Genomic DNA, 16,765 nt, shown 5'->3' with positions numbered 1-16,765 from the left:
ATAACCTGGAACGAGGTAGACCGTCACAAAGCCGCGACGAAAAGGACCGATGAGCCGGTGTCTGATTCACAGGTAGCCAAGACCGACGTCGTGCTGGTCGGGGCCGGCATCATGAGCGCCACCCTGAGCACCCTGCTGAAGCTGATGGAGCCCGACTGGTCGATCACGCTGATCGAACGGCTCGACGGCGCGGCGGCCGAGAGCAGCGACGCGTGGAACAACGCGGGCACCGGACACTCCGCGCTGTGCGAGCTCAACTACACACCCGAGGGCCCCGGCGGTTCCATCGACATCACCAAAGCCGTCCATGTCAACGAGCAGTTCCAGGTGTCGCGGCAGTTCTGGACCTACGCCGTCGAGAACGGTGTGCTGCCCGACGTGCGCAACTTCATCAATCCCGTGCCGCACGTCAGCTTCGTCAGCGGGGAGAAGAACCGCCAGTACCTGCGGGCCCGTTACGACGCGCTGGTCACGAACCCGCTGTTCGGGTCGATGGAGTACATCGACGACCCCGGCGAGTTCGCCCGTCGGCTGCCCTTCATGGCGGAAAAGCGCGACCTGCGCGAACCGCTCGCGCTGAACTGGTCCCAGGACGGCACCGACGTCGACTTCGGTTCGCTGTCCCGCCAGCTGATCGGCTACTCGGCGCAGCGCGGGATGACCACCCTGTTCGGCCACGAAGTGCGCGACCTCGACAAGCAGTCCGACGGCAGCTGGTCGGTCAAGGTGCTCAACCGTCGCACCGGCGCCAAGCGCAAGATCAACGCCAAGTTCGTCTTCGTCGGCGCAGGCGGCGGTGCGCTGCCGCTGCTGCAGAAGGCGGGCATCAAGGAAGCCAAGGGCTTCGGCGGCTTCCCCGTCGGCGGACAGTGGCTGCGCACCGGCAACCAGGAGCTGACGGCGAAGCACCAGGCCAAGGTGTACGGCATGCCGCCCCTGGGAGCGCCCCCGATGTCGGTGCCGCACTTGGACACCCGCGTCATCAACGGTAAGTCGTGGCTGCTGTTCGGCCCGTTCGCCGGCTGGTCGCCGAAGTTCCTCAAGCAGGGCAAGGTCACCGATCTGCCGTTCTCGGTGAAGCCCAACAACCTCGCGTCGATGCTCGGGGTCGGGCTCACCGAGATGGGCCTGCTCAAGTACCTCATCGGCCAGCTCATGCTCACCGAGTCCGACCGGGTCGATTCCCTGCGTGAATTCGCACCGAGCGCAAAGAATTCCGACTGGGAGCTGGACATCGCGGGCCAACGCGTACAGGTGATCCGCCGCAAGGGCCGCGGTGGGGTGCTGGAATTCGGCACCACCGTGCTTGCTGCACAGGACGGCTCGATGGCCGGTCTGCTCGGCGCCTCGCCCGGCGCGTCGACTGCGGTCCCCGCGATGCTCGACATCATGGAGCGCTGCTTCGCCGACCGCTACCGCAGCTGGCTGCCCAAGCTCAAGGAGATCGTGCCCTCGCTGGGGACCCCGCTGTCCAATGAACCCCGACTGTTCGAAGAGGTGTGGGCGCACGGCACCAAGGTGCTCAAACTCGACCGCCCGGCAAGGGGTCTGCCGAGCGCCGGACCGGACACCGAGCACCTGCGGCCCGGCGCCTCGTCCACGGCCGCGGTGACCGCCTGACGTGGCGCGGCGATGACTGTTGCGCTGCGCCGCAGTTGGGCCAAGGACCTCGACGCGGCGACGCTGTACGAACTGCTCAAGCTGCGGGTCGAGGTGTTCGTCGTCGAACAGGCCTGTCCGTACCCGGAACTCGACGGGCGTGACCTGCTCGCCGAGACACGCCACTTCTGGCTGGAGGGTCCCGACGGCGAGGTGATCTCCACGCTTCGGCTGATGGAGGAACACCCCGGCGCCGTCAAGGGATTCCGCATCGGCCGCGTGTGCACCCGACGCGACGCCCGCGGTCACGGTCACACCGCGCGGCTGATGCAGGCCGCGCTGGCCGATGTCGGCGACCACCCGTGCCGCATCGACGCCCAGACCTACCTCGAAGCGATGTACGCCCGGCACGGATTCGTCAGGGACGGAGACGAATTCGTCGAGGACGGTATTCCGCACGTGCCGATGCTGCGGCCGGGAGCGCCGTGACGGCCGTCTACCCGTTCAGCGCGATCGTCGGACACGACCGGCTGCTGCTCGCCCTGCTGCTGTGTGCGGTGCGGCCCGAGATCGGCGGCGTGCTGATCCGCGGCGAGAAGGGCACCGCGAAATCCACCGCCGTCCGCGGGCTGGCCCAGGTACTGGCGCAGGTCGACGGCGGCGCGCTCGTCGAGCTTCCGATCGGCGCCACCGAGGACCGCGTGGTCGGTTCGCTCGACCTGCAGAAGGTGCTGCGCGACGGCGAACACGCCTTCTCGCCGGGTCTGCTGGCACGGGCGCACGGGGGCGTGCTCTACGTCGACGAGGTCAACCTGCTGCACGACCACCTGGTCGACGTGCTGCTCGACGCGGCGGCAATGGGTCGGGTGCACGTCGAACGCGACGGCATCTCCCACAGCCACGAGGCCCGGTTCGTGCTGATCGGCACGATGAACCCCGAAGAGGGCGAACTGCGCCCGCAGCTTCTCGACCGGTTCGGCCTCACCGTGGACGTGGCGGCGAGCCGCGACGTCGACGTCCGCGTCGAGGTGATCCGGCATCGCATGGCGTTCGAGGCCGATCCGGCCGGCTTCGCCGAGCGCTACGCGAGCAAGGATTCCGAGTTGGCCGCACGGGTCACCCGGGCCCGCGCACTCGTCGATTCGGTGGCGTTGCCCGACAACGAGTTACGACGCATCGCGGCGCTCTGTGCGGCGTTCGACGTCGACGGGATGCGCGCCGACCTGGTGGTGGCGCGGACCGCGGTGGCGCACGCCGCGTGGCGTGGCGCGCGGACCGTCTCCGAGGACGACATCCGGGTGGCCGCCGAACTGGCGTTGCCGCATCGGCGCCGGCGCGATCCGTTCGACGATCCCGGCCTGGACCAGGAGCGGCTGGACGAGGCGATGGCGCAGGCCGGCGAATCCGCGGACGTCCCGGAACCCGGGCCCGAACCGGATCCCGACCCGGACCGACCACCCGGCGGGGGTGCGACGTCTGATTCGTCGGGATCGGCTGTGCCGCAGCGCAAATCCGCGCCCCAGAACCGAAGCAGCGGGTCGCCGTCGCCGGTGTTCAAGACCCGGACGCTCGTCGTGCCCGGCGTGGGGGAGGGTGCGCCCGGCAGGCGCTCCCGTGCCCGTAACCGCACGGGCACCGTCGTGGCGTCGACGACGGACGCCGAGACCGGCCACGGACTCCACGTTTTCGGCACGCTGCTCGCCGCCGCGGAGAACCAGCGGGTGCCCGGCCGTCCGCGTCCCCGAGCGCAGGACATCCGCCGCGCCGTGCGCGAGGGGCATGAGGGCAACCTCGTGGTCTTCGTCGTCGACGCCTCGGGTTCGATGGCCGCGCGCGACCGGATGGCCGCCGTCAGCGGTGCCACGCTGTCGCTGTTGCGCGACGCCTACCAGCGCCGCGACAAGGTCGCCGTCGTCACGTTCCGGCAGCGGCAGGCCACGCTGCTGCTGCCGCCCACGACGTCGGTGTACATCGCCAGCCGGCGGCTTGCCCGCTTCGACACCGGGGGCAAGACCCCGCTCGCCGAGGGCCTGCTCGCCGCCCGGGACGTCGTCGTCCGCGAGAAGGCCCGCGACCGCGCGCGCCGCTGTCTGGTCGTCGTGCTGACCGACGGCCGCGCCACCGGTGGACCGGATCCGCTCGGCCGCACCCGCCAGGCCGCCGCCCGGCTGGTCGCCGAGGGCGCCGCCGCGGTCGTCGTCGACTGTGAGACGTCGCTGGTGCGGCTCGGCCTGGCCGAGGAACTCGCCACCGCGCTGCGCGGGCCCGCCGTGCGCCTGGCCCACCTGCGGGCCGACGATCTCACCCGGCTGGTCACCCAGACCGACCGCACCGCCGCCTAACGGAGGAATCCATGCCGCAGGGCCAACCTCTGACCGTTCCCGACGACGGGCTGACCACCCGCGCCCGCCGCAACGCGCCGCTGCTGGCCGTCCACACCGGGGCGGGGAAGGGCAAGTCGACCGCCGCGTTCGGCATGGCGCTTCGGGCGTGGAACCAGGGCTTCGACATCGCGGTGTTCCAGTTCGTCAAGAGCGCGAAGTGGAAGGTCGGCGAGGAGTCGGTGTTCCGTGAGCTGGGCCGCCTGCACGACGAACACGGCGCCGGCGGCGCGGTCGAATGGCACAAGATGGGCTCGGGCTGGTCGTGGTCGCGCAAGCCGGGCAGCGACGACGACCACGCGGCCGCGGCGGCCGACGGCTGGGCCGAGATCACGCGCCGCCTCGCCGAGGAACGCCACGACTTCTACGTGCTCGACGAGTTCACCTACCCGCTCAAGTGGGGGTGGGTCGACGTCGACGAGGTGATCGGCGTGCTGGCCTCGCGGCCGGGTCGCCAGCATGTCGTCATCACCGGCCGGGACGCGCCGCAGGCACTCATCGACGCCGCCGACCTGGTGACCGAGATGACCAAGGTCAAACACCCGATGGATGTGGGTCGCAAGGGCCAGAAGGGCATCGAATGGTGACATTCGTGCACGTTGACACTCCGCGAGCGTGCGCAGACTGCTGCACACACCGCGGCGTGTCCTGTGCAGACACGCACGCTCGCGGTGGAATAGCACCGTGACGGTTCCGGCCGTCGTGATCGCCGCGCCCGCCTCGGGCAGCGGGAAGACCACCGTGGCAACGGGTTTGATGGGTGCGCTGCGGCGCGCCGGCCACCGCGTCGCGCCGTTCAAGGTCGGTCCCGACTTCATCGACCCCGGCTACCACGCGCTGGCGACCGGCCGCCCCGGCCGCAACCTCGACCCCGTGCTGGTCGGCGACGAGCTGATCGGACCGCTGTACGCGCACGGCACCGCGGGCAGCGACATCGCCGTCGTCGAGGGCGTGATGGGTCTGTTCGACGGCCGTATCGCCGACTCGATGACCGGCCCGGCAACGGGCTCCACCGCGCACGTCGCCGGCCTGCTCGGCGCCCCGGTCGTGCTGGTCGTCGACGCCCGCGGCCAGAGCCACAGCATCGCCGCACTGCTGCACGGGTTCTCGACCTTCGACCCGCACACCCGCATCGCCGGAGTCGTGCTGAACCGGGTGGGCTCCGCCCGCCACGAGGAGGTGCTGCGCCAGGCGTGCGAGCACGCCGGCCTTGCGGTGTTCGGGTCGATCCCGCGCGCCGAGGCGCTCGCCGTCCCGTCCCGCCACCTCGGCCTGATCACCGCCGCCGAACACGGCCGTGCCGCCCGCGACGCGGTGGCCGCGATGACCGACCTCGTCGCCCGCCACGTCGATCTCGACGCGGTCGCTGTGGGTGCGCGCGCCGCCGTCACCGACATGCCGTGGGATCCGGGCATCGCCGCGACCGCGGGCCCCGGTGTGCGGGTCGCGCTCGCGGCGGGCAAAGCGTTCACCTTCGGCTACCCCGAGCACGGGGAAGTGTTGCGGGCCGCCGGTGCGGAGGTCGTCGAATTCGACCCGATGACCGACGGCCTGCCCCCGCAGACCGCGGCGCTGGTGATACCCGGCGGCTTCCCCGAACAGCACACCGCCGACCTGTCCGCGAACACCGTTGTGCGCCAACAGATCGCCCAGCTGGCCGCGGCCGGCGGCCCGATCCACGCGGAGTGCGCGGGGCTGACCTACCTCGTCGACGACCTCGACGGCCGCCCCATGTGCGGGGTGCTGACGGGTTCGGCGCGGTTCACCGAGCGCCTCACGCTGGGGTACCGGCAGGCGATCGCGGCCACCGACTCACCGCTGCACCACACCGGCGAGCGGGTCACCGGCCACGAGTTCCACCGCACCGCGGTCACATTGGCCGCGCCCTACGAACCGGCCTGGCATTTCGCCGCGGGGCCCACGGGCCCCGTCACCGACGGCGCCGTCCACCGCGGCGTCCACGCCGGCTACCTCCACACCCACCCCGCCGCCCACCCGCACGCGATCGCCCGCTTCGTGGCGTCGGCCGCACGCTCTAAGCTCGCCGGGTGACCGATAACGCGTACCTCGTCGGCCTACGCCTCACCGGCAGGAAGGTCGTCATCGTCGGTGGGGGAACGGTCGCCCAGCGCCGGCTGCCGCTGTTGATCGCCAACGGCGCCGACGTGCACGTCATCGCCCGCGCCGCCACGCCCGCCGTCGAAGCTATGGCGGGAATCACACTGACACTGCGCGACTTCCGCGTCGGCGACCTCGACGGCGCCTGGTACGTCATCGCCGCCACCGACGACCCCGACGTCAACGCGGCCGTCGTCGCCGAGGCTGAACGTCGCCACATCTTCTGCGTTCGCGCCGACGTCGCTCGGGAGGGCACCGCCGTCACCCCGGCATCGTTCGACTACGAGGGCCTGTCGGTCGGCGTCCTCGCTGGCGGCGAGCACCGGCGCTCGGCGGCTATCCGCTCGGCCATCCACGAGGCGCTCGCCAGCGGGCTGATCTCCGGCGACGACCCCGACACCGTCACCACCGGCGTCGCGCTGGTCGGCGGGGGACCCGGCGATCCCGAACTCATCACCGTGCGGGGGCGGCGCCTGCTCGCCCAGGCCGACGTCGTGGTCGCCGACCGGCTGGCGCCACAGGAACTCCTCGCCGAGCTTCCGCCGCACGTCGAGGTCATCGACGCCGCGAAGATCCCCTACGGCCGGGCGATGGCGCAGGACGCCATCAACCAGGTGCTCATCGACCGCGCCTCGGCGGGAAAGTTCGTGGTGCGGCTCAAGGGCGGCGACCCGTTCGTCTTCGCGCGCGGCTACGAAGAGGTGATCGCGTGCGCCGAAGCCGGGATCCCGGTGACCGTCGTGCCCGGTGTGACCAGCGCAATAGGCGTTCCGGCACTGGCCGGTGTGCCCGTCACACACCGCCACGTCACGCATGAATTCGTGGTGGTCAGCGGGCATGTTGCGCCGGACCACCCCGAATCGTTAGTCAATTGGGATGCGTTGGCGGCGCTCACTGGGACGATTGTTTTGCTGATGGCCGTCGAACGCATCGAATTGTTCACCAAGGTGCTGCTCGACGGCGGACGACCTGCGGAAACACCGGTTCTGGTGGTTCAGCACGGCACCACCAGCGCACAGCGGACTTTGCGGGCTACTCTGGCGGATGCGCCGGAACGGATGAGCGCAGAAGGTATTCGACCCCCCGCGATCATCGTGATCGGGGCAGTCGCCGCTTTCGGCGGATAAAGGATTCCTAAGATTACTGTAAGGTAACCCGTTATGACGGCTCTCAATGACGCGGAGCGCGCAGCCATGATCCGCGACGCGGAAGGCCAGCCGAAGCGGGTACAGCCGACGAGTGTGGAGCAAACACCTGTGACACGCACCAACAAGGCCACCAACAAGGCGCCGACCTGGTTGCCGTCGCGGCGGTTCTTCGCCGCCGTGATCGCCATCGCCGGTATGCAGCTGCTCGCCACCATGGACAGCACCATCGCGATCGTGGCGCTGCCGCGCATCCAGGACGAGCTGATGCTCTCCGATGCGGGCCGCAGCTGGGTCATCACCGCCTACGTCCTCACCTTCGGCGGTCTGATGCTGCTCGGCGGTCGCCTCGGCGACACCATCGGACGCAAACGCGCGTTCATCGCCGGCGTCGCGCTGTTCACCATCGCCTCGATCCTCTGCGGTATCGCCTGGAACGAGGCGACGCTGGTGATCGCCCGGCTGCTGCAGGGCATCGGCGCCGCGATCGCCTCACCCACCGGGCTCGCGCTGGTCGCCACCACCTTCCCGAAGGGCCCGGCGCGCAACGCCGCCACCGCCGTGTTCGGCGCCATGACCGCCGTCGGCTCCGTGATGGGCCTGGTCGTCGGCGGCGCCCTGACCGAGGTGTCGTGGCGCTGGGCGTTCCTGGTCAACGTGCCGATCGGGCTGGTGATGATCTACCTCGCCCGCACCACGCTGCGGGAGACGAGCAAGGAGCGGATGAAGCTCGACGCCACCGGCGCGATCCTGGCGACGCTGGGCTGCACCGCCGCGGTGTTCGGCTTCTCGATGGGCCCGGAGAAGGGCTGGCTGTCGCCGATCACGATCGGATCGGTCTGTGCCGCGCTGGTGTTCCTGCTGATGTTCATCATCGTCGAGCGCTCCGCCGAGAACCCCGTCGTGCCGTTCGACCTGTTCAAGGACCGCAACCGGTTGGCCACCTTCGCCGCGATCTTCCTCGCCGGCGGTGTGCTGTTCACGCTGACCGTGCTGATCGGGCTGTACGTCCAGGACATCCTCGGCTACAGCGCTCTGCGCGCCGGCGTCGGCTTCATCCCGTTCGTCATCGCCATGGGCATCGGCCTGGCGCTGTCATCGCAGCTGGTGTCCATGCTGCCGCCGCGCGTGCTGGTCATCGCCGGTGGCGTGCTCGTGCTCGGCGCGATGATCTACGGGTCCACGCTCAACCGCGGCATCCCGTACTTCCCGAACCTGGTCGTCCCGATCACCGTCGGCGGCATCGGCATCGGCATGATCGTCGTCCCGCTCACCCTGTCGGCGATCGCCGGCGTCGGGTTCGACCGGATCGGTCCGGTCTCGGCGATCGCGTTGATGCTGCAGAACCTCGGCGGGCCGGTCGTGCTGGCCATCGTCCAGGCCGTGATCACCTCCCGCACGCTGTACCTGGGCGGCACCACCGGGCCGGTCAAGAACATGGACGGCACCCAGCTGGCCGCCCTCGACGCCGGCTACACCTACGGGCTGCTGTGGGTGGCCGCGGTGGCGGTGCTCGTCGGCGGTGCGGCCCTGCTGATCGGTTACACCTCCGAACAAGTCGCCCACGCCCAAGAGGTCAAGGACGCGCTGGACGCCGGCGAACTGTGATCTAGCCCGGAGGGGTACACCGCGCGGATGCCGGCGGGATCTGCGGCCGGGCGCGGCGGCTAAGCTGGCCCGCTGTGATCACCCGCATGTCCGAGCTGTTCCTGCGTACTCTCCGTGACGATCCCGCCGACGCGGAGGTGCCCAGCCACAAGCTGCTCATCCGGGCCGGTTACGTCCGCCCGGTCGGACCCGGGCTCTACACCTGGCTGCCGCTGGGGCTGCGCGTGTTCCGCAAGATCGAGCAGATCGTCCGCGACGAGATGACCGCGATCGGCGGGCAGGAGATCCTGTTCCCCGCACTGCTGCCGCGCGCCCCGTACGAGACCACCAACCGGTGGACGGAGTACGGCGACACCCTGTTCCGGCTCAAGGACCGCCGCGACAACGACTATCTGCTGGGGCCGACCCACGAGGAGCTGTTCACCCTGACGGTCAAGGGGGAGTACAGCTCCTACAAGGACTTCCCGCTGATCCTGTTCCAGATCCAGACCAAGTACCGCGACGAGGCCCGCCCGCGCGCAGGCATCCTGCGCGGCCGCGAGTTCGTGATGAAGGACTCGTATTCGTTCGACGTCGACGACGACGGCCTCAAGACCGCCTACCACCTGCACCGCGAGGCATACCAGCGGATCTTCGCCCGGCTCGGCGTGCGCTACGTCATCGTCTCGGCGGTGTCCGGGGCCATGGGCGGCAGCGCCTCCGAGGAGTTCCTCGCCGAGAGCGAGGTCGGCGAGGACACGTTCGTGCGCTGCCTGGAGTCCGGCTACGCCGCCAACGTCGAAGCCGTCCTCACCCGGGTGCCCGACGCGCTGCCGATCGAGGGACAGCCCGAGGCGGTCGTCCACGACACCCCGGACGCCCCGACGATCGCGACGCTGGTCGACTGGGCCAACAGCGCGGACCTGCCGAGCTTCGCCGGACGCCGGGTGACCGCCGCCGACACGCTCAAGAACGTCCTGCTCAAGGTCCGCGAGCCGGGCGGCGAGTGGGAACTGCTGGCCGTCGGCGTGCCCGGTGACCGCGAGGTCGACGAGAAACGCCTCGGCGCGGCCCTGGAACCGGCGGAGTACGCACTGCTCGACGACGCCGACTTCGCCAGGCACCCGTTCCTGGTCAAGGGCTACGTCGGCCCGACAGCCCTGCGGGACAACGGTGTCCGCTATCTCGTCGACCCGCGGATCGTGGACGGCACGGCGTGGATCACCGGTGCCGACGCGCCGAACAAGCATGTCGTCGGGCTCGTCGCGGGCCGGGACTTCCACGCCGACGGCACCATCGAGGCCGCCGAGGTACGCGACGGCGACCCGTCACCGGACGGTGCAGGCCCGCTGGTCAGCGCCCGCGGCATCGAGATCGGCCACATCTTCCAACTCGGCCGCAAATACACCGAGGCGTTCAACGCCGACGTCCTCGGTGAGGACGGCAAACCGGTGCGGCTGACCATGGGCTCCTACGGCATCGGGGTGTCGCGGCTGGTGGCCGTGATCGCCGAACAGCAGCACGACGAACTGGGCCTGCGATGGCCGGCCGCGGTGTCGCCCTTCGACGTGCACGTCGTGATCGCCAACAAGGACGACGGCGCCCGCACCGGCGCGACCGAACTGGCCGGCGAACTGGACCGGCTCGGGCTCGAGGTGGTGCTCGACGACCGCAAATCCTCGCCGGGCGTGAAGTTCAAGGACGCCGAACTGCTCGGCGTGCCGTGGATCGTCGTGGTCGGCCGCGGCTGGGCCGACGGCGTGGTCGAACTGCGCGACCGGTTCACCGGCGACAAGCGGGAGATCGCCGTGGACGGTGCCGCGACGGAAATCCTCGCCGCGGTGCGGTAGCGCCACATGTTTCCGGTGCGGTAGCGCCACATGTTTCCGGTGCGGTAGCGCTACTCGTTGCCGCCGGGGAAGGCGACCGTCACCGGGTCGGTGCCCACGATCTGCGTCCAGCGCGCGGCCGCCACCGCCGACTGCGTCAGCGCGGTGAGCCCGAAGGTGCGGTACTCGGTGGCGGTCGCCTGTTCGACGACGGCCCGCCACGCCGCGGCGCCATCCGCCTCCATGCGGACCGCGAGCTTCGCGGCCTGCTGTGGGTTCTCGACCGGCATCGGCACCCGGTAGCCGGCCGCGGGCAGCGGCGGCGCCACCTGTCGCTGCTCCAGCAGGGCGATCGCGGCCTCCCGGCGCTCGCGGTGTTCGGCGATCGACGCCGAGACCAGCCAGTTGACCTCCGCTGTCGAATGGGCGGACACCAGCCCGTAGCCGTAGATCGTGGCGTGCTCGGTGGCGACCGCGTCGTAGAGCGCCCCGTCGGCGCTGTCGGACGGGCGGGACGGGGTCGGTTCGGCAGAGGTCACGGTGTGTCCTTGGGCGGGGGCGCCAGTGCGACGTCGGCCGCCGCGGTGCAGGCCGCGGCGATCGAGCCCAGCAGGCCGGCGCGATAGCCCGACATCGTGGCTGCGAGTTCGGTCGCGCTCTCGGCGGACTGGCGCAGCGCGGCGGCGACGTCCCGGGCGGTCGGCGGTTTGACCGGAGCCGCCGTGCTCGTCGACGGCGTGGTGGTCGGGGCTTCGGTGCCGACGAGCCGGGTGAGCTCGTCGCTGAGCGCCTGTGCGTGCGCCGTCCGTTCGGCGGCCACCGCGGTCAGGGTCTGGGCCAGCGGGGGGCGGGCCGTCGCGGAGGCGTCGGTGGCCAGCCGGCTGTCGGTGCGGGCCCGGTCGATCTGGGCGGTCAACTCGTCGGCCTCGGGCGGCGGTGGCGGCGAACCGCACGCGGCGGCCGAGACACCGAGCGCCGCCAGGGCGGCCGCGCCGGCCAGCAGGCGCCGCCTGCTGAGGTGCCCGGCGTCGGGAGCGGTGTCGGTGTCGGTGGCGCTCGGCACGAGCAACATCCTGCCATTGCCCGCGGGCCGGTCCGTAGCGCGACGAGCCGGGTTTGCGTTCGGTTCCTGCCCTGGCGGGCCTGGCGTATCGTGGATAGTCGATTCCGGCGGTGTCTCCGCCGGCAGCGCGTCAGGACAACTCAAGATGAGGAGCTCGCCGTGGCACCGGAGCCAAACTTGCGGCCGGCGGGATTGCCGTCGCAGGAGCAGGTGATGGAGCTGCTCGACGGCGAGTTCGCGAGCGCCGGCTATGAGATCGAGAGCGTCGTCATCGACGGCGGCGCACGCCCCCCGCGTATCACCGTGGTCGTCGACGGCGACCGCCCGCTCGACCTCGACACCATCGCGAGCCTGTCGCGCTCGGCCTCCGAGCAACTCGACCGCGTGGACGAGTCGGTGGATGCCGCGACCTACGTGCTGGAGGTCACCTCGCCGGGGGTGGACCGGCCGTTGACCACCGAGAAGCACTTCCGCCGGGCGCGCGGACGCAAGGTGGAGCTGACCCTGTCCGACGGGTCGCAGCTCACCGGCCGGGTGGGTGCGCTGACCGAGGACGGGAAAGCGGTGTCGCTGGTGGTGCGCGAAGGTGCGCGCGCCAACTTCTCGGTGCGCGAGCTGCCGCTGGAAGGAATCGTCAAAGCCGTTGTCCAGGTGGAGTTCTCGCCACCGAGCCAGCGTGAGCTGGAACTGGCCGGCCAACCGGGAGAGGAGGCCGGAGCATGAACATCGACATGGCGGCCCTGCACGCCATCGAGGCGGACAAGGGCATTTCGGTGGACGTCGTCGTCGACACCATCAAGTCGGCGTTGCTGACCGCCTACCGCCACACCGAAGGGCACCAGTCCGACGCGCGGATCGACATCGACCGCAAGAGCGGTGCGGTGAAGGTCATGGCTCGCGAGACCGATGCCGACGGCAACCTCATCCAGGAGTGGGACGACACCCCCGAGGGTTTCGGCCGGATCGCCGCGACCACGGCGCGTCAGGTCATCCTTCAGCGCCTGCGCGACGCCGAGAACGAGAAGAACTACGGCGAGTTCTCCGCCCGTGAGGGCGACATCGTGGCCGGGGTCATCCAGCGCGACGCCCGTGCCAACGCCCGCGGACTGGTCGTGGTGCGGATGGGCAGCGAGACCAAGGGCAACGAAGGCGTCATTCCGTCCGCCGAACAGGTGCCCGGTGAACGCTACGAACACGGCGACCGGCTGCGCTGCTACGTCGTCGGGGTGACCCGCGGAGCGCGCGAACCGTTGATCACGCTGTCGCGCACCCACCCGAACCTGGTGCGCAAGCTGTTCAGCCTGGAGGTCCCGGAGATCAACGACGGTTCGGTGGACATCGTCGCGGTGGCGCGCGAGGCCGGCCACCGGTCGAAGATCGCGGTGGCCTCCCGGGTGCCCGGTCTGAACGCCAAGGGCGCCTGCATCGGTCCGATGGGGCAGCGGGTGCGCAACGTGATGAGCGAACTGTCCGGCGAGAAGATCGACATCATCGACTGGGACGAGGACCCGGCGCGGTTCGTCGCCAACGCGCTCTCTCCGGCGAAGGTCGTCTCGGTCAGCGTGATCGACGAGCAGACCCGCGCCGCGCGTGTGGTGGTGCCCGACTTCCAGTTGTCGCTGGCCATCGGCAAGGAGGGGCAGAACGCCAGGCTGGCCGCGCGGCTGACGGGCTGGCGGATCGACATCCGCAGCGATGCCGCCCCCGCCGATCAGCCCAAGGCCGACTCCGACGCGCCGCATCCCGCGGTACGTGATCGGTAGTGCCCGTCCCATCCCTACGGCCGTTTCGGTTCGCGGGGGCGTTGGCGGTAGACTCGACGTGAGCCAGCACGAGATTTCGGTATCGCGGCATCGAAGCACCACAGACAACCCCCCGGGGCCGGTGCGGACGTGTGTGGGATGCCGGAAGCGAGAGCTGGCCGCCGAACTGCTTCGAGTGGCCGCTGTGGTCGACGGGAACGGTAAATGCGCCGCGACTGTCGATACAACGGGTAATCTGCCCGGGCGGGGTGCCTGGCTGCATCCCGACCAGCAGTGTCTACACGCGGCAATCCGGCGGCGAGCGTTCGTCCGAGCGCTGCGAATCACCGGTTCACCGGACTTATCCGCGGTGATCGAGCACGTCGAGAACCTCTCGGCGAGTTCGCCTCACCCGGCAAGAGAGAACAGGTAGCGAAGAACATGAGCACACCGTGAAGTCCCGATGACCATGCGTCATAGCTAACCCGAGGCGCGGCGCCTACCACCGCTGTCGCCTCTAGAGATGGAGATGTAGTGGCAGGTAAGGCTCGCGTACACGAGTTGGCGAAGGAACTCGGTGTCACCAGCAAAGAACTCCTCGCAACGCTCAAAGAGCAGGGTGAGTTCGTCAAATCCGCTTCTTCGACCGTGGAAGCACCCGTTGCGCGCCGGTTGCGCGAGAAGTTCGGCAGCAAATCCGCGCCGGCCAAGAGCGCAGGCAACGGTGCTCCGTCCGCACCCGCGCCCACCCCCGCGACGCCCGCCGCCGCGGCTGCCGCTGCCGCCGCTCCGGCCCCGTCGCCGACACCGGCGGCACCCAGCCCGGCCAAGCCCGCGGCCCCCAAGCCCGCGGCGCCCGCGCCCGCGCCGCAACCGGCCGCACCGGCCCAGCCTGCGGCGTCCGTACCGGCACCCGCCCCGGCCCAGCCCGCGGCCTCGGCACCGGCACCGGCTCCCTCGCGTCCGGGGCCCACCCCCGGCCCGCGTCCCGGCCCTCCGGCGCCCAAGCCCGCTCCGCGGACCCCGCGGGTCGGCAACAACCCGTTCTCCACGCAGCAGCCGGTCGAGCGACCGATCCCGCGGCCGCAGCCGCGTCCCGGCGCACCCCGGCCCGGCACGCCGCGTCCCGGCATGTCGCCGAACAACATGCCGCCGCGTCCCGCCGGCCCCCGTCCGGGTGCCCCCGCGGGTCGTCCCGGCGGTCCGCGCCCCGGCCCCGGTGGCCGTGGTCCGGCCGGTGGCGGTCGCCCGGGTGGCGGCGCCGGCGGCGGTGGCGGCAACTACCGCGGTGGTGGCGCCGGTGGCGGTGCCGGAGGCGGCGCGGCGGCCGGAGGCTTCCGCGGTCGTCCCGGTGGCGGTGGACGGCCCGGACAGCGCGGTGGCGCTGCGGGTGCGTTCGGCCGTCCCGGCGGCGCCCCGAAGCGGGGTCGCAAGTCGAAGCGGGCGAAACGCGCAGAATACGAGAACATGCAGGCGCCGGTCGTCGGTGGCGTGCGGTTGCCGCACGGCAACGGCGAGACCATCCGGCTGGCCCGCGGCGCGTCGCTGTCGGACTTCGCCGAGAAGATCAACGCCAACCCGGCCTCGCTGGTCCAGGCGCTGTTCAACCTCGGCGAGATGGTCACCGCGACGCAGTCGGTGAACGACGAGACCCTCGAGCTGCTCGGCAGCGAGATGAACTACGTCGTGCAGGTCGTGTCCCCCGAGGACGAGGACCGCGAGCTGCTGGAGTCGTTCGACCTCACCTACGGCGAGGACGAGGGCGGCGAGGAGGACCTCGAGATCCGTCCGCCGGTCGTCACCGTCATGGGCCACGTCGACCACGGCAAGACCCGACTGCTCGACACGATCCGGCAGGCCAACGTCCGCGAGGGCGAGGCCGGCGGCATCACCCAGCACATCGGTGCCTACCAGGTGGCCGTCGACCACGACGGCAACGAACGGCTCATCACCTTCATCGACACCCCGGGTCACGAGGCGTTCACCGCCATGCGTGCCCGCGGTGCGAAGGCCACCGACATCGCGATCCTCGTGGTCGCCGCCGACGACGGCGTCATGCCGCAGACGGTGGAGGCCATCAACCACGCGCAGGCCGCTGACGTGCCGATCGTGGTGGCGGTCAACAAGATCGACAAGGAGGGTGCCGACCCGGCCAAGATCCGCGGTCAGCTCACCGAGTACGGCCTGGTGGCGGAGGACTTCGGTGGCGACACCATGTTCGTCGACATCTCGGCCAAGCAGGGCACCAACATCGACGCGCTGCTCGAGGCGGTCCTGCTGACCGCCGACGCCGCTCTGGACCTGCGGGCGAACCCCGACATGGAGGCCCAGGGTGTGGCGATCGAGGCGCACCTCGACCGTGGCCGCGGCCCGGTGGCGACCGTGCTCATCCAGCGCGGCACGCTGCGGGTCGGCGACTCGATCGTCGCGGGCGACGCCTACGGGCGTGTGCGCCGCATGGTCGACGAGCACGGCGACGACGTCGAGGCGGCCACGCCGTCGCGGCCGGTGCAGGTCATCGGCTTCACGTCGGTGCCCGGTGCCGGTGACAACCTGCTGGTCGTCGACGAGGACCGCATCGCCCGGCAGATCGCCGACCGGCGCAGCGCGCGCAAGCGCAACGCACTGGCCGCCCGCAGCCGCAAGCGCATCAGCCTCGAGGACCTGGATTCGGCGCTGAAGGAAACCAGCCAGCTGAACCTGATCCTCAAGGGCGACAACTCCGGCACCGTCGAGGCGCTGGAGGAGGCCCTGATGGGCATCCAGGTGGACGACGAGGTGGAACTGCGCGTCATCGACCGCGGCGTCGGTGGTGTCACCGAGACCAACGTCAACCTGGCGTCGGCGTCGGACGCGATCATCATCGGGTTCAACGTCCGCGCCGAGGGCAAGGCCACCGAACTGGCCAACCGCGAAGGCGTGGAGATCCGGTACTACTCGGTGATCTACCAGGCGATCGACGAGATCGAGAGCGCGCTCAAGGGCATGCTCAAGCCGATCTACGAAGAGCGGGAGCTCGGCCGCGCCGAGATCCGCGCGATCTTCCGGTCGTCGAAGGTCGGCAACATCGCCGGCTGCCTCGTCCAGTCCGGCATCATGCGGCGCAACGCCAAGGCCCGGCTGCTGCGCGACAACGTGGTGGTGGCCGAGAACCTCACCGTGTCGTCGCTCAAGCGGGAGAAGGACGACGCCACCGAGGTCCGCGAAGGTTACGAGTGCGGTTTGACGCTGACGTACTCGGATATCAAAGAGGGCGACATCATCGAGACGTACGAACTCGTGGAGAAGGCGAGGACCTAGC

Annotated in this window: 14 protein-coding genes; 12 read left to right on the top strand and 2 right to left on the bottom strand. The window is 70.5% G+C overall.

The annotated features are described in order from the left end of the window. Window positions 1-111 precede the first annotated feature (111 nt). The 8 genes from mqo (at window position 112) to G6N30_RS10825 (ending at window position 10,680) form a co-directional block, all read left to right on the top strand. A complete protein-coding gene (mqo, locus tag G6N30_RS10860) occupies window positions 112-1,620 on the top strand; it encodes a malate dehydrogenase (quinone) (protein ID WP_234880174.1) in 1,509 nt (502 codons plus the stop codon). A 12-nt stretch (window positions 1,621-1,632) separates the two neighbouring features. Then, complete coding sequence (locus tag G6N30_RS10855) at window positions 1,633-2,088, top strand: GNAT family N-acetyltransferase (protein WP_134052647.1); 456 nt, start codon at window positions 1,633-1,635, stop codon at window positions 2,086-2,088. Further along, on the top strand, window positions 2,085-3,941 hold the full coding sequence (locus G6N30_RS10850) for a magnesium chelatase subunit D family protein (protein ID WP_134052645.1): 1,857 nt from the start codon (window positions 2,085-2,087) through the stop codon (window positions 3,939-3,941). Before G6N30_RS10855 ends, G6N30_RS10850 begins: the two co-directional genes overlap by 4 nt. Window positions 3,942-3,952: 11 nt before the next feature. Then, a complete protein-coding gene (gene cobO, locus G6N30_RS10845; protein ID WP_134052643.1) occupies window positions 3,953-4,567 on the top strand; it encodes a cob(I)yrinic acid a,c-diamide adenosyltransferase in 615 nt (204 codons plus the stop codon). 97 nt (window positions 4,568-4,664) lie between these two features. Then, window positions 4,665-6,032, top strand: a complete 1,368-nt coding sequence (locus G6N30_RS10840) for a cobyrinic acid a,c-diamide synthase CobB (protein WP_134052641.1) — start codon at window positions 4,665-4,667, stop codon at window positions 6,030-6,032. Then, window positions 6,029-7,225, top strand: coding sequence for a uroporphyrinogen-III C-methyltransferase (gene cobA / locus G6N30_RS10835; protein ID WP_134052640.1), 1,197 nt, complete (start codon window positions 6,029-6,031; stop codon window positions 7,223-7,225). The genes G6N30_RS10840 and cobA overlap by 4 nt, the downstream gene beginning before the upstream one ends. 33 nt (window positions 7,226-7,258) lie before the next feature. Then, window positions 7,259-8,851, top strand: a complete 1,593-nt coding sequence (locus G6N30_RS10830) for an MFS transporter (protein ID WP_134052639.1) — start codon at window positions 7,259-7,261, stop codon at window positions 8,849-8,851. A gap of 74 nt (window positions 8,852-8,925) precedes the next feature. Further along, the gene (locus G6N30_RS10825) at window positions 8,926-10,680 is read left to right on the top strand and encodes a proline--tRNA ligase (protein ID WP_134052638.1); all 1,755 of its coding nucleotides are present in this window, start codon (window positions 8,926-8,928) and stop codon (window positions 10,678-10,680) included. A gap of 50 nt (window positions 10,681-10,730) precedes the next feature. Here the strand turns inward: G6N30_RS10825 and G6N30_RS10820 are convergent, their stop codons facing one another. Continuing rightward, window positions 10,731-11,198 carry a ferritin-like domain-containing protein gene (locus tag G6N30_RS10820; protein ID WP_134052637.1) on the bottom strand — a complete coding sequence of 156 codons (468 nt, stop codon included), beginning with the start codon at window positions 11,196-11,198 and terminating at the stop codon, window positions 10,731-10,733. Next, window positions 11,195-11,731 (bottom strand): hypothetical protein, encoded by a 537-nt coding sequence (locus G6N30_RS10815; protein WP_134052636.1) that lies wholly within the window; start codon window positions 11,729-11,731, stop codon window positions 11,195-11,197. The genes G6N30_RS10820 and G6N30_RS10815 overlap by 4 nt, the downstream gene beginning before the upstream one ends. Before the next feature lie 150 nt (window positions 11,732-11,881). Between G6N30_RS10815 and rimP the strand changes: the two genes are divergently transcribed. The 4 genes from rimP to infB all read left to right on the top strand — a co-directional run bounded on the left by rimP (window position 11,882) and on the right by infB (window position 16,764). Then, window positions 11,882-12,445 carry a ribosome maturation factor RimP gene (rimP, locus tag G6N30_RS10810; protein WP_134052635.1) on the top strand — a complete coding sequence of 188 codons (564 nt, stop codon included), beginning with the start codon at window positions 11,882-11,884 and terminating at the stop codon, window positions 12,443-12,445. Then, window positions 12,442-13,485, top strand: a complete 1,044-nt coding sequence (gene nusA / locus G6N30_RS10805; RefSeq protein ID WP_134052633.1) for a transcription termination factor NusA — start codon at window positions 12,442-12,444, stop codon at window positions 13,483-13,485. Before rimP ends, nusA begins: the two co-directional genes overlap by 4 nt. After that, the gene (locus tag G6N30_RS10800) at window positions 13,418-13,897 is read left to right on the top strand and encodes a YlxR family protein (protein WP_234880099.1); all 480 of its coding nucleotides are present in this window, start codon (window positions 13,418-13,420) and stop codon (window positions 13,895-13,897) included. The genes nusA and G6N30_RS10800 overlap by 68 nt, the downstream gene beginning before the upstream one ends. Window positions 13,898-13,998: 101 nt before the next feature. Next, window positions 13,999-16,764, top strand: a complete 2,766-nt coding sequence (gene infB, locus G6N30_RS10795) for a translation initiation factor IF-2 (RefSeq protein ID WP_134052631.1) — start codon at window positions 13,999-14,001, stop codon at window positions 16,762-16,764. The last annotated feature ends 1 nt before the right edge of the window (window position 16,765 follow it).

The organism is Mycolicibacterium litorale (genome assembly GCF_010731695.1).
Taxonomy (GTDB): domain Bacteria; phylum Actinomycetota; class Actinomycetes; order Mycobacteriales; family Mycobacteriaceae; genus Mycobacterium; species Mycobacterium litorale.
Note: the sequence above shows the minus strand (reverse complement) of the source record. Positions and strands in the feature narration are given on the sequence as shown.